General features: G+C 50.1%; 12 protein-coding genes and 1 tRNA gene. 11 read left to right on the forward strand and 2 right to left on the reverse strand.

All coding sequences use genetic code 11. The annotated features are described in order from the left end of the window. Window positions 1-26 precede the first annotated feature (26 nt). The 7 genes from trxB (at window position 27) to CBW46_RS19065 (ending at window position 7366) form a co-directional block, all read left to right on the forward strand. A complete protein-coding gene (gene trxB, locus CBW46_RS19035) occupies window positions 27-974 on the forward strand; it encodes a thioredoxin-disulfide reductase (RefSeq protein ID WP_089201550.1) in 948 nt (315 codons plus the stop codon). Between the two features lie 128 nt (window positions 975-1102). After that, a complete protein-coding gene (locus CBW46_RS19040) occupies window positions 1103-2050 on the forward strand; it encodes an ROK family glucokinase (protein WP_089201551.1) in 948 nt (315 codons plus the stop codon). A 97-nt stretch (window positions 2051-2147) separates the two neighbouring features. Then, window positions 2148-3047, forward strand: a complete 900-nt coding sequence (gene rapZ / locus CBW46_RS19045; RefSeq protein ID WP_089201552.1) for an RNase adapter RapZ — start codon at window positions 2148-2150, stop codon at window positions 3045-3047. Next, window positions 3044-4030: a gluconeogenesis factor YvcK family protein gene (locus tag CBW46_RS19050; RefSeq protein ID WP_089201553.1), complete on the forward strand. Its 987-nt coding sequence runs from the start codon at window positions 3044-3046 to the stop codon at window positions 4028-4030. Before rapZ ends, CBW46_RS19050 begins: the two co-directional genes overlap by 4 nt. Window positions 4031-4036: 6 nt before the next feature. Continuing rightward, complete coding sequence (gene whiA, locus CBW46_RS19055; RefSeq protein WP_089201554.1) at window positions 4037-4966, forward strand: DNA-binding protein WhiA; 930 nt, start codon at window positions 4037-4039, stop codon at window positions 4964-4966. A 155-nt stretch (window positions 4967-5121) separates the two neighbouring features. Beyond that, window positions 5122-5391, forward strand: a complete 270-nt coding sequence (locus CBW46_RS19060) for an HPr family phosphocarrier protein (RefSeq protein ID WP_076230567.1) — start codon at window positions 5122-5124, stop codon at window positions 5389-5391. A 190-nt stretch (window positions 5392-5581) separates the two neighbouring features. Further along, entirely contained in the window at window positions 5582-7366 is a 1785-nt protein-coding gene (locus CBW46_RS19065) for a copper amine oxidase N-terminal domain-containing protein (RefSeq protein WP_089201555.1), read from the forward strand. Window positions 7367-7450: 84 nt separating this feature from the next. Here the strand turns inward: CBW46_RS19065 and clpP are convergent, their stop codons facing one another. Together clpP and CBW46_RS19075 are read right to left on the reverse strand one after the other, a co-directional pair. Then, a complete protein-coding gene (clpP, locus tag CBW46_RS19070; RefSeq protein ID WP_089201556.1) occupies window positions 7451-8032 on the reverse strand; it encodes an ATP-dependent Clp endopeptidase proteolytic subunit ClpP in 582 nt (193 codons plus the stop codon). Window positions 8033-8185: 153 nt separating this feature from the next. Next, window positions 8186-8260, reverse strand: a tRNA-Arg gene (locus CBW46_RS19075). A 339-nt stretch (window positions 8261-8599) separates the two neighbouring features. Here CBW46_RS19075 and CBW46_RS19080 point away from each other — a divergent pair. The 4 genes from CBW46_RS19080 (at window position 8600) to tpiA (ending at window position 12947) form a co-directional block, all read left to right on the forward strand. Next, entirely contained in the window at window positions 8600-9628 is a 1029-nt protein-coding gene (locus CBW46_RS19080) for a sugar-binding transcriptional regulator (RefSeq protein ID WP_089201557.1), read from the forward strand. Between the two features lie 61 nt (window positions 9629-9689). Continuing rightward, window positions 9690-10694: a type I glyceraldehyde-3-phosphate dehydrogenase gene (gap, locus tag CBW46_RS19085; protein ID WP_089201558.1), complete on the forward strand. Its 1005-nt coding sequence runs from the start codon at window positions 9690-9692 to the stop codon at window positions 10692-10694. Between the two features lie 245 nt (window positions 10695-10939). Continuing rightward, window positions 10940-12121: a phosphoglycerate kinase gene (locus tag CBW46_RS19090; RefSeq protein ID WP_089201559.1), complete on the forward strand. Its 1182-nt coding sequence runs from the start codon at window positions 10940-10942 to the stop codon at window positions 12119-12121. Window positions 12122-12197: 76 nt separating this feature from the next. Then, on the forward strand, window positions 12198-12947 hold the full coding sequence (gene tpiA / locus CBW46_RS19095) for a triose-phosphate isomerase (protein WP_089201560.1): 750 nt from the start codon (window positions 12198-12200) through the stop codon (window positions 12945-12947). Window position 12948 lies beyond the last annotated feature (1 nt).

Genomic DNA, 12948 nt, shown 5'->3' on the forward strand with positions numbered 1-12948 from the left:
CGCTTATCGGTGAAGGAGGATATCGCATGTATAAAACTATCGTTATCGGTACTGGTCCTGCAGGATTGACTGCGGCTATTTATCTGGCTCGCGCTAACCTCAACCCACTGGTGATCGAAGGACCGGAGCCAGGCGGTCAGCTGACAACTACAACTGAAGTGGAGAACTTTCCCGGATTTCCTGAAGGCATCATGGGTCCTGAGTTGATGGCCAACATGCGTAAGCAGGCGGAACGTTTCGGAGCCGAGTTCAAAACCGGCTGGGTCAACAATGTGGACATGTCCAAGCGCCCATTCAAGCTGTCTGTGGAAGGCATGGGCGATATTGAGGCAGAAAGCCTTATCATCTCGACCGGCGCTACCGCTAAATTGCTGGGCATTGAAAACGAAAGGGAGTCAGTTGGGCGCGGTGTCAGCACCTGTGCTACATGTGACGGATTTTTCTTCCGCGGGAAAAAGATCATCGTGGTCGGCGGCGGGGACTCGGCAATGGAGGAAGCAAACTTCCTGACCCGCTTTGCTTCCGAAGTTCGTGTAGTGCATCGCCGCAGCGAGCTGCGTGCATCTAAGATTATGCAGGACCGTGCGCGTGAGAACCCGAAAGTGGCATGGGAACTTAACAAAACACCGTTGGCTGTTATCTCCGGCGACAAAGGGGTAACCGGTTTAAAAGTGCGTAACAACGAAACCGGCCAGGAAGAAGTTATGGAAACCGATGGAATTTTCGTTGCGATCGGTCACAAGCCGAACACGGAGTTTCTCGGCGGACAGATCAACACCGATGAGCTAGGCTACATTTTGGTAAAGCCAGGTACAACTCAAACCAATGTCGAAGGCGTATTCGCCTGCGGCGACGTGCAGGACAGCACATACCGTCAGGCCATTACCGCGGCCGGCAGCGGCTGCATGGCAGCGTTGGATTGTGAGAAGTTCCTGGAAGGACATATGGTGCACGACTGGAGCCAATCCTTGTAAGTCATACCAAACGTGGAACGCCGGTTCCACGTTTTTTTCATACCCCTTATCTTGACCTGTGATTGGGGTTAGCTTATAGTTGGGAAAGAAGAAAATACGTGATCATGATTGTATGAGGTGACCAAGGCATGACAGACAAGATATACGTCGGAGTCGATTTAGGTGGTACGTCTATAAAGGTTGGACTGTGTGATATCACCGGCAAACTGCTGCACACATATGAGGGTCCGACAGGGACGGAGCACGGCGCCGATGTCGTATTGGAAAACATCGCTCAGTATGTGCGCAAGCTGGTAGCGGACACTTCATATGATTGGGACCAAGTGGCTGGCATTGGTGCGGGAATCGCCGGATTCATGGATATACCGACGGGGTTTATGAAGCTGTCGGCCAATCTGGGATGGCGTGACGTTCCGGTGAAAGCGATACTTGAAGAGAAACTGGGCAAGACCGTGAGGATAGATAACGACGCCAACGTAGCGGCGTTAGGCGAGGCATGGGCTGGCGCCGGCAGGGGCATACCGAACGTGGTGTGCTACACGCTTGGAACAGGCGTCGGCGGCGGTATTATCATAAACAACCGTATCATTCAAGGTAACGGTATGGCCGGTGAACTTGGGCACATGAATCTAATTCCGGACCTGGAAGCCATTCAGTGCGGATGCGGTATGACAGGCTGCCTAGAAACGGTCTCATCGGCTACGGGTATTATTCGTATGGCCAAGGAGGCGGTTGAACGCGGTGAGCACACCTCGCTGGCGTTAATTGAAAATATCACGGCCAAGGACGTATTCGACGCAGCAAAGTCAGGAGATGAAGTCGCTCACCGGATTATTAACCGTGCAGCGCTGTACTTGGGCAAATCCATGGCTATGATTGCGGTAGTGTTGAATCCGCAGCGGTTTATCGTTGGGGGCGGCGTGTCCAACGCCGGTGACATTTTATTCGACGCAATTCGTAAATATTTCGATCAATTCGCCGTGGCGACAGCGAAAGAAGGCGTAGATATTGTGCCTGCTATTCTCGGCAATGACGCCGGTGTGGTCGGAGCCGCGGGTTTGAACCTGCACTCTTAATCTTAAATTCAGCAGATCAGCGCGTTGGGTGTCCCACGCGCTCTATTATATAATTGATGGGACTCGCCCACCTGACGGCATGAAGGAGGAGCAAGCCATGGATGAAATGCATACCCTAGGCAAGCTGGTCATTATCACCGGTATGTCCGGTGCCGGCAAAACGATTGCTGTGCAAAGCTTGGAAGATTTGGGCTTTTTCTGTGTGGATAACCTCCCTCCCGTTTTGATTCCGAAATTCGCGGAGCTCATCGAGCAGTCCAAGGGCCGCATAGGCAAGGTGGCGCTCGTGATCGACCTGCGGGGGCGGGAATTTTTCACCTCTTTATCAGAGTCACTGCGTTATATTAAAGACAATCATACGCTCACTTATGAGATCTTGTTCCTAGACGCCACCGATTCTGTCCTGGTACAGCGCTATAAGGAAAGTCGGCGGAAGCATCCACTGGCGCCAACTGACGCGCCTCTTGAAGGAATCTCGCAGGAACGCAAACTTCTCGAAGAATTAAAAGGTGCCGCCACACAAGTGATCGACACTAGTAATCTGAAGCCGGCGCAGTTGAAAGAGAAAATAGTTGCACGCTTTACCAACCTGGAGTCGAATGGCATATCTATTAATGTGATTTCCTTTGGCTTTAAGTATGGAGTCCCGATTGACGCAGATTTGATCTTTGATGTGCGCTTTCTGCCAAATCCCCATTATATCGAAGGCTTACGCCCCAATACCGGTCAAGATCCCGAAGTGTACGAATACGTGATGAAATGGAATGAAACGCAGGAATTTTTGAGTAAGCTTCTCGACATGCTGCATTTTCTTGTACCTCAGTACAAAAAAGAAGGCAAGAGTCAGGTGGTAGTCGGCATAGGTTGTACCGGTGGCAAGCACCGGTCTGTAGCAATTGCTGAATACCTTGGCAAGATGTTGGGCAACAGCGAGACAGAATTTGTGCGGGTTAATCATCGCGACGCTGAACGGGATCGGGTTGAGGTGAAAAAATGACAGCCATTCCAGGGGAAACCGGTAAACCGCGCATCGTTGTGATAGGCGGGGGTACAGGTCTTTCCGTTATGCTTCGCGGCTTGAAACAGAAACCGGTTGATATCACAGCTATCGTGACGGTAGCGGACGATGGAGGCAGCTCGGGCATACTTCGTGCCGAACTCGAGATGCTGCCGCCGGGGGATATTCGTAACGTGCTCACCGCTCTGGCGGACGTAGAGCCGTTGCTGGGACAATTGTTGGAGTATCGTTTTCACAAAGGACAGGGATTAGCGGGCCATAGTTTGGGCAATCTAATTTTGGCGGCAATGCAAGATATTACCGGTGATTTTGTCACCGGAGTGGGTGAACTAAGCAGAGTATTTGCCGTGCGCGGCCGGGTATTGCCTGCTGCGGATTTGGCTATCGTGTTGAAGGCGGAAATGACGGACGGTTCCATCGTAGAGGGCGAGTCCAAGATACCGAAAGCGGGCAAGACGATTAAACGGGTGTTTATCGAACCGGGTAATGTGTCAGCGCTGCCTGAAGCGGTTGAGGCGCTGAGACGGGCGGATGCCATTCTGATCGGACCGGGCAGCCTATACACAAGTATACTGCCGAACCTCCTTGTGCCGGAGATCACCAAAACTATCGTTGCATCATCAGCGTTGAAAATATTCATATGCAACGTGATGACTCAGCCTGGTGAAACCGATGGCTACGCGGTGAGCGATCATTTGCGTGCCTTGCGGGATCATATTGGCCAAGACTTATTTGACTATGTTATCGTGAACAACGGTGAGATTCCTCCGCAGGTGCAGAGCAAATATGCCCAGAAGGGGGCTAAAGCCGTTCACTTGGACATGGATGAAGTGACGAAACGAGGGTACAAAGTCATCGCCGACCAGCTCGTTCTCTTTCGCACCTACCTTCGTCACGATGCGGAAAAGCTGAGTCAGCACATTTATCAGCTGGTCGAGAATTGGATGATTAAGAAGAGGTGATTTATCATGTCCTTCGCCTCACAAACAAAAAAGGAACTAACATTGATACAATCGGATGTATGCTGTGAAATCGCAGAACTATCGGCGCTAATCCGAATGAATGGCGCGGTGCAGTTGACCAATCAACGGATTGTGCTCGACATTTCGACCGAAAACGCGGCGATTGCACGACGAATATATACGCTGCTCAAGAAGAAATTCCAGGTGCACACCGAGCTGTTAGTCCGTAAGAAGATGCGGTTGAAGAAGAACAATGTTTACATCGTACGTGTGCCTCATCAAGTTCAGCTCATTTTATCGGAACTGCACATTGTTTCCGAAGGATTCCTGTTTACACCGGGAATTAAAGAAGCAATCATCCAGGAGAGTTGTTGTAAAAGAGCATACCTCCGCGGGGCATTCCTCGCCGGAGGGTCGGTGAATAATCCGGAAGGGTCATCATATCATCTGGAGATTTCATCTATGTATGAGGAGCACTGCCAGGGACTTTGCACGCTAGCCAATGAGTTTGACCTCAATGCACGCTGCATTGAGCGGAAGAAAGGTTTCGTCTTATATATCAAGGAAGGCGAAAAGATCATTGAATTTCTAAGCTTGATAGGGGCGCATCAGGCGCTGCTGAGGTTTGAAGACGTGCGGATCATGAAGGATATGCGGAATTCCGTGAACCGGCTGGTGAACTGTGAGACGGCGAACTTGAATAAAACCATCGGCGCGGCGGTGCGGCAAATTGACAATATCCGGCTGCTGGAAAAAGAAATCGGGCTTGAAAATTTACCGGAAAAGCTGCGTGAGGTGGCGGAAATCCGTATGAAGCATCCGGATATGAATTTGAAGGAAGTCGGGGACTTGTTAAAAGGCAACGTCAGCAAGTCAGGTGTGAATCACCGTCTTCGCAAAATTGATGAACTGGCTGAAAAAATCCGAAAAACGTAAGCAGAACGGTGAAATATAGATATTTTGTGTAAATTCACAGTGTTTCTAGTGTAATGCAATGAAAAATGTTATAATAATGGATAAATCGCTTATTTTGTGATCATTTTGCATATATGGTCATTTGCAATTTAAGATTGTAGGGGGTATGGGTTGGAATGTCGAAACGCCCAGTAGTTGTGAAGTTGAAAACAGGCCTGCATGCCAGACCGGCCGCACTGTTCGTGCAAGAAGCCAATAAATTCTCCTCGGAAATTTTCGTAGAGAAGGATGAGAAGAAAGTGAACGCCAAAAGTATCATGGGTATCATGAGTTTGGCGATCAGTACGGGAACGGAAGTTTACATTAGTGCCGAAGGTTCGGACGCCGAACAGGCTGTAAACGCTTTAGTCACATTGGTGAGTAAAGAAGAGCTGGAAAACCAATAACCAACCGAGACGGGCTTCCTTTTCAGGGAGCTTTTTCCCGTTTGGTCGGCCGTTTGTATCAAGTGATTTGCTGGTATATATGACGAAAAGTAGCGCAACCTTTTGTCGAGTTCAGCGTCTATATTGACGTGTCTTCCGACGGAAAGGTTTTTTGGCATGCCATCTATTTTCAACAGCAAGGAGCAGAGAAATGAAACAGATCAAGCGGGAATTATCACTCATCACGATCATCAGCTTAATCATGACCTTTTGCCTCTCATCGTTCGCTTCGGCACAGCCCATGTCTTCGGCTACAAGCTACATTTTGCTTTACGTGGACAAAACTGAAGCCTTCTTGAACGACAAAAAGGTCACGTTGGAATCGCCGGCCACAATTATTAAGGACAAAATGTTTGTGCCAGCGAAATTTTTGGGCGATGTAATGGGCCTCAAGGTAGAGTGGAATGCAGCAACGAGACAAATCGAGATGACCACTCCCGGCTACCACATCGTATTGGATAGCGATCACAAATCCGTTTGGATCAACGGTGTGCTCGAGCCATTTGATTCGGTTGCATCAATTAGCAAGGAAGGCAAGCTGTTAATCAAGCTGACTTGGCTGGCTGACTACATGGGCGCGCGGTACACTTACAACGATGAACTGCGCCGCGTGGAAATCGTTCATACTGTGACACCGGCGGGCACGTACATACCAGATACGGGCAATTCGAAGCCAGTAGCAAAATTCGCTTTTGGTAAAAGCACATATCAACTGGGCGAACCGGTGAAATACATCGACTTGAGCTACGATCCGGATTCTGAGGGCATCGCGAAGTATGAGTGGAAAGGCAACGAAGAAACATTCTTCACAGCCGGTACGTTCCCCGTGACATTGACCGTGTGGGACAAACATGGTAATCAGAGCGAGACGTATTTGCGTTACATTACCATCGAAGATAAGACCTATCTCAACGCCATTGAGTACCCAATCTACATGAAACCAGTGGGTGCGCACATCAAGACGGATTGGAGCATGATCTGGGGCAACTTCTGGAGTCTGCCACAACTGCCGAAGAAGGTCGCGACGGATGACACCAGAAAATTGCTGGTGAGTGACAGTCCGGAAGAGTTCAAGCAACGAGGTATTCTGTATCAAGATAAAGTGAACGGAAAAGGCCGTCTGTACGCCGATCACATCAATGGAACTCAGGAAAAAGTGACTCTTGCCATTCTGGCAAGGAACAACAGTGACCGGGCGATAACGATCAAGACGACGAACAAAGGCGAGGTTTTCCCTTCCGTATACGCGAATCTGATCGGTAACGAAGCCTCCGTGGACTTTTTGATGAATGATCCGCGCAATGAGACGCTGGTTGTACCGGCGAAACAGACATTTGTCTACTCGCAAATGCCCGAATTCTATCCAGGGCAAGGTGTGAATTTGTTCTACGACGTAGAGACGGATGGAGAAATTGAATTTTCTTTTGTAGCCACGGATCGGATTACCGAACAAACGCTGCAACAACTGCCACTGCTCCCGTTCAGCGGGCATGTGAGAGGCTCCTTCCCGGTATCCGAAGTGAGATGGGATATTGACGCCAGTGCATTTTATGAGCCGTCGCGCATTATTATCGGCGATGGGCAAACCGACCCGTTCCAGCCGGGTTACGATACGATGCGGAAAGAGAACGTGTTAAATGAAGGTAACTATGGGGTTGTCTATAAGATACACGCTGTCAAGCCCCGGAAGATGGCCATTATGATTATGCCGCATGGCGGCGTGTTTAAAGGGCCGTTCAAGATCAATGGCGAGATGCAGCTCGTGCCGCAATCCGGTGTGCTCACTGCCTTCGACGGTATGCAGATCCTGGCAAAAACGACAGGAACCGAGGAATCCCTGGACATTGAGTTCACGCCGCCTGCAGGTTCCGCGTTCCCGATTGACCTCATTTTCTATCCGTTGGCGGACGATAAACAGATCGTAACAGGCAATTAAAGTAAAAAAGAGTTCCGAATGGTGCGCAGGCAGCATCTGGAACTCTTTTTTCATGTGCACATGGTTTTTTAACTGAGTACACGATTAAACTTTTTCAATTACTTTGTCGATCAGGCCGTAAGCGGCAGCTTCGTCAGCGTACATAAAGTTGTCGCGGTCCGTATCCCTTTCGATTTTTTCAATAGGTTGACCTGTGCGCTCGGCCAAAATCTGATTCAGCCTATCACGCATCTTCAAAATACGTTTCGCGCGAATTTCAATATCGCTCGCTTGTCCTTCAGCGCCGCCGAGTGGTTGGTGAATCATAACCTCACTGTTCGGCAGAGCAAAACGTTTGCCCTTCGCGCCGGCAGCCAGCAGGAATGCGCCCATCGATGCAGCCATACCAACACAAATTGTGGACACATCAGGCTTAATAAACTGCATTGTATCGTAGATAGCCATGCCCGCTGTGATCGATCCGCCTGGGCTGTTAATGTACAGGTGGATGTCCTTCTCCGGGTCCTGAGCGGCTAGGAACAGCAATTGGGCGATAATGGCGTTCGCCACTACATCATTGACCGGCGTGCCAAGAAAAATGATCCGGTCCTTAAGCAAGCGGGAGTATATGTCGTACGCGCGTTCCCCTCTTGCATCCGGTTCAACTACCATAGGAATAAAACTCATAGGTCGCAGCCTCCTCAAATTAGCTTAACTATAACACTATAACCATGATAGCCGAAAAACAAACAAAGGTCAAGAAAGGTCAAACAAACTGTGTTAAAAAACCTCATCGCGGCTGTAGACGTCTGCAGCAGTGAAGAGGTTATGTATGTAATATGGCGCGCCCGCAAGGAATCGAACCTTGATCTCAGGCTCCGGAGGCCTACGTCATATCCATTGGACCACGGGCGCATAGTGTGCATATTATAACAGAAACGCTGATAAGTCAATCTGATCGTTCGATTTTGACCAGCAAAATTTATTATATGACATTGTGCGAAAAAATGCAACCCCCAGCGGAACTTTTCGTGTGTGTGCGCGATTGCTTCAAAAAAATCAAACGAGTATGACACACACAGGTGCATAAGAACCAGATTTTTTGTCTAAATTGTGATTATTAAGTTGAAAATGGGAAACGAGTTATATATAATGGAATAAGCTAAGAATTCAACTTAGCGTTTTTTTGGAAGTTGTGGGACTGAAAACGTATCGCCGGGACGAAAAAGGTCCATATTCGCGGGAGTGTGTTTCATGAAGGAAATACTCAATATTCAAAAGCAGCTTCTGCCGGATCTAATCGACACGATGAAAAAAAGGTATACAATTCTACAGCACATTATGGTGTCAGGCGTTGTGGGGCGTCGAACGTTAGCCGGTTCGCTGAATATGACCGAGCGCGTACTGCGCGGCGAGGTGGATTTTCTCAAGGCGCAGGGATTGCTGGAGATTGAATCATCCGGTATGCGAATTAGCGACTCGGGACGCCATCTGCTGGAGAGCATGGAGCCGCTCGCCAAGGAATTGTTCGGTTTGAATGAGCTGGAGGAGCGTATACGGCTGCACTTCGGACTCAAACAGGTCGTTGTTGTGCCCGGAGACTCCGATGTGTCGTCTCACACCAAGAAGGAGCTTGGGCGGGCAGGCGCAGCAGTGCTGAGAAAGTATGTCGCCCACAACGAGGTTATTGCTGTAACCGGTGGCTCAACAATGGCGGAGGTCGCTTATCATTTAACGTCTTCCACATCTCTGAAAGGGAGCTGGTTCGTGCCTGCGAGGGGCGGACTCGGTGAGAGTGTGGAGCTGCAGGCGAACACGATCGCATCGACCATGGCCAAGAAAACTGGGGCCAGCTACAGGCTGCTGCATGTCCCGGATCATCTCGGCGAGGAAGCTTATCAGTCGTTAATGCAGGATGCCACGATTTCCGAGATTATCGATTTTATCCGTAGAGCTCGTATCGTCATACACGGCATAGGAGAAGCTATGGTGATGGCACGGCGCCGTAAGGTGGACGAAGCCACTACGGCCAGTCTGCGCGCGGACGGAGCTTACGCCGAGGCGTTCGGGTACTATTTTGACCGCAAGGGCGAAATATTACATAAAATGCCAACCGTAGGCTTACGAATTGAAGATATTCAACAGATGGACCGAGTTATCGGCGTCGCGGGTGGTAAGAGCAAGGGAGAGGCGATAGCGTCCATCCTGCAATTCGGCCACGAAGATATTCTGGTGACGGATGAAGCCGCCGCGACAGAAATCGTAAATATGTTGTCATCTTGATGGGCTTTTGCCTGTCTTGACATATAAAAACTACTATAAAAATTTTTAGGAGGCCATACTCATGGTAAAAGTAGGTATTAACGGTTTTGGACGTATCGGTCGTAACGTATTTCGTGCTGCATTTCGCAACCCGGATTTAGAAGTAGTAGCTATCAATGACTTGACAGACGTGAACACACTGGCCCACTTGTTGAAATACGACACTAACCATGGCATCTTTGACGCTAGCGTTGATGTGGCGGACGGTGCATTGGTTGTTGACGGTAAAAAAGTAAAGGTATTCGCTGAACGCAATCCTGCCGATCTACCTTGGGGAACGGAGGGCGTTGAGCTGGTAGTTGAATCCACCGGTATTTTCACATCCGGCGAGAAAGCTCGTTTGCACCTGAAGGGCGGCGCTAAGAAAGTTATCATCTCCGCTCCTGCGACAGAAGAAGATATCACTATCGTAATGGGCGTTAACGAAGAGCAATATGATCCTACTAAACATACAGTCATCTCCAATGCTTCTTGCACAACCAACTGCTTGGCACCTGTTGCAAAAGTGTTGAACGACGAGTTCGGTATCGTAAAAGGTATGATGACAACAATTCACTCCTACACTAACGACCAATCTGTGCTCGACCTGCCGCACAAAGATTTGCGTCGTGCTCGCTCAGCGGCTGTGAACATCATTCCAACCACTACTGGTGCGGCTAAAGCTGTTGCACTTGTGCTGCCTGAGTTGAAGGGCAAGTTGAATGGTATGTCTTTCCGCGTACCAACTCCAAACGTGTCCGTGACCGATTTCGTGGTCGAGTTGAAGCAAAACGTGACCGTTGAGCAAGTGAACCAAGTGCTGCACGCTGCTGCTGAAGGTCCTCTGAAGCACGTGATGCGCTATACAGAAGAGCCGCTTGTGTCCAGAGATTTCAACGGCGATCCTGCTTCTTCGACTGTCGATGCTTTGTCCACGATGGTAGTCGGCGAGAACATGGTGAAAGTCGTTGCTTGGTATGACAATGAGTGGGGCTATTCCAGCCGCGTAGTGGATCTGATTTCTTACATGACGAAAAAAGGTTTGTAAGTTAAGAATTGTGGTTATGACATAAGCGCTTGTCACTGGTTTCGCGTATGAGGCATAGCGAGGTACTCACGCGTCTAGGAGTGAAGTGGCTGTGAGATGTGTCTGCAGGCTGTGGACATTCTCACTGTCGTCACTGGCTCTGGACTGCACGAGTACGTTCGCCATCGCCCGTGCGCGAAAGCTTTGGCGCTGCCTAGTCGTACCCACAATTTTTTGTGTAAGAACGAAAAGGAGGCGTGTGCGGAATGAATAAAAAAAGCGTTCGTGACGTAGAAGTGAAGGGTAAAAAGGTATTTGTGCGTGTGGATTTCAACGTACCGATGGAGAACGGTGAAATTACGGATGACACCCGGATCCGTGAGACCGTGCCTACCATTCAGTTTTTGACGGAGAGAGGGGCCAAGGTCGTTCTGGCGAGCCATATGGGTCGGCCGAAGGGCCAAGTAGTGGAAGAGCTTCGTTTGACACCTGCTGCCGCACGCTTGTCCCAGCTGTTGGGCAAGCCTGTTGCAAAGGCGGATGAAGCAATCGGCGACGCGGTCAAAACGCAAGTGGACGCATTGGAAGAAGGCGACGTGCTCCTACTGGAAAACGTCCGCTTTTACCCGGGAGAAGAGAAGAACGATCCCGAGCTGGCAAAAGCATTCGCCGAGCTGGCGGATTTGTATGTGAATGACGCGTTCGGTGCGGCGCATCGTGCTCACGCATCCACGGAAGGCATTGCACATCATTTGCCGGCGGTTTCAGGATTGCTGATGGAGAAAGAACTAGACGTGTTGGGCAGAGCGCTGAATAATCCGGACCGGCCTTTCACAGCTATCATTGGCGGCGCGAAGGTCAAAGATAAAATTCAGGTGATCGACAACCTGTTGAATATCGCGGATAACATTATCATTGGCGGCGGCCTCTCCTACACATTCCTGAAAGCTCAAGGACTTGAAATCGGCAAATCGCTCGTTGACAATGAAAAAACGGATATGGCGATGGGCTTCATCAATAAAGCAAAAGAAAAAGGCGTGAACTTCATGCTACCGGAGGATGTCGTGGTGGCGGATGATTTCTCTGCCACTGCTAACACACGCGTTGTGGCGGTGAACGAAATCCCTGCCGACTGGGAAGGGATCGACATCGGGCCCAAGACTCGAGAGAAATATGCGAAAACCATTGCTGAATCCAAATTGATCGTATGGAACGGACCAATGGGTGTGTTCGAAATCGAGCCGTTCTCACACGGAACTCGTGCGGTAGCTGAAGCATGCGCATCTACCGAGGGATATACGGTCATCGGTGGCGGTGATTCTGCCGCGGCGGTTGAGAAGTTTAATTTGGGTGAAAAGATGGACCATATCTCTACTGGCGGCGGCGCCTCCCTGGAGTTTATGGAAGGCAAGGCGCTGCCGGGCGTAGTTGCCTTGAACGACAAGTAGAGGGCAGCTTAATCCTGCCTGGGAAGTCCGCCTGAAGAGCAGGTTCCACCGCAGTACAATAAAAGGAGTGGCGATTATGCGTAAACCAATCATTGCCGGCAACTGGAAAATGTTTAAAACTGCGAGCGAGGCAGCCGCGTTCGTAAATGCTGTCAAAGGCCACGCGGAGATCGAAGGCGTGGAAAGCGTTATCTGCGCTCCGTTCACGGCTCTGCCCATGCTGGTCTCTGTGAAGGGGACGTGGCTGAAAGTGGGCGCACAGAACCTGCATTGGGAAGACAATGGCGCGTTCACTGGCGAAATCAGCGGGGTGATGCTGAAGGATCTAGGCGTGGACTATGTGATTATCGGACACTCGGAGCGCCGCGCTTACTTTGGTGAAACGGATGAAACCGTAAATAAAAAGGTGCACGCTGCATTCAAGCATGGTCTCACACCGATTGTTTGCGTGGGCGAGAAGCTGGAAGAGCGTGACGCGGGTCAAACTAAGCAAGTGTGCAAGGAACAGACGGAAGCGGCTTTCGCGGGGCTCAGCGCAGAGCAAGCTGGACTAGTGGTGATAGCTTATGAGCCGATCTGGGCGATTGGAACCGGTAAATCTTCTACAGCCGCCGATGCCAACGAAGTCATAAGCTACATCCGGGAATTGATTGCCGGACTGTACCGCAAAGATGTGGCGGACGCCGTACGTATTCAGTACGGTGGCAGCGTCAAGCCAAATAACATCGCTGAGTACATGCGTGAATCGGACATTGACGGCGCGCTTGTCGGCGGCGCTAGTCTGGAACCGGACTCCTATATCGCACTGGTCAAGGGGGCACAGTAAC

Source organism: Paenibacillus xerothermodurans, from assembly GCF_002220865.2.
In the GTDB taxonomy this organism is placed as follows: Bacteria; Bacillota; Bacilli; order Paenibacillales; family NBRC-103111; genus Paenibacillus_S; species Paenibacillus_S xerothermodurans.